Here is a 311-nt window from a genome sequence, read left to right as displayed (position 1 = left end):
ATGGCGGTGGTGACGGTTTGATCGCCTTTATAGACGTCGTTTGGAGCGACTACAGAAACAGACCCGCTCGACTGGTTCACACCGATGGTGATGGTTTGGCCGTTATCCAGGGTGACCGTTAGCGGATTGGTGATGTTGGTCACCGGCGCGCCGTTCTTATCCACAAGACTGGCGGTGTAAATGATGTTGCCACCTTCACCAACAGTGTTGGTGGCAGTCAGGACCACATCGACCTTGTCGATGGTGTCGTTGATCGTGGTAGTTGCACCGTTACCGGCAACTTCCAGCTTTTCAAAGTTGCCGCCCGTGGC

Annotated in this window: 1 protein-coding gene; it reads right to left on the bottom strand. The window is 54.7% G+C overall.

The window, feature by feature from the left end; translation table 11 throughout:
* A partial coding sequence (locus tag ACQRBV_RS27495) for an immunoglobulin-like domain-containing protein (protein ID WP_427877932.1) occupies positions 1 to 311 on the bottom strand: 311 nt, incomplete at both ends.

This window comes from Pseudomonas sp. R11F, from assembly GCF_050312575.1.
Classification (GTDB): Bacteria; Pseudomonadota; Gammaproteobacteria; order Pseudomonadales; family Pseudomonadaceae; genus Aquipseudomonas; species Aquipseudomonas palleroniana.
Note: the sequence above shows the minus strand (reverse complement) of the source record. Positions and strands in the feature narration are given on the sequence as shown.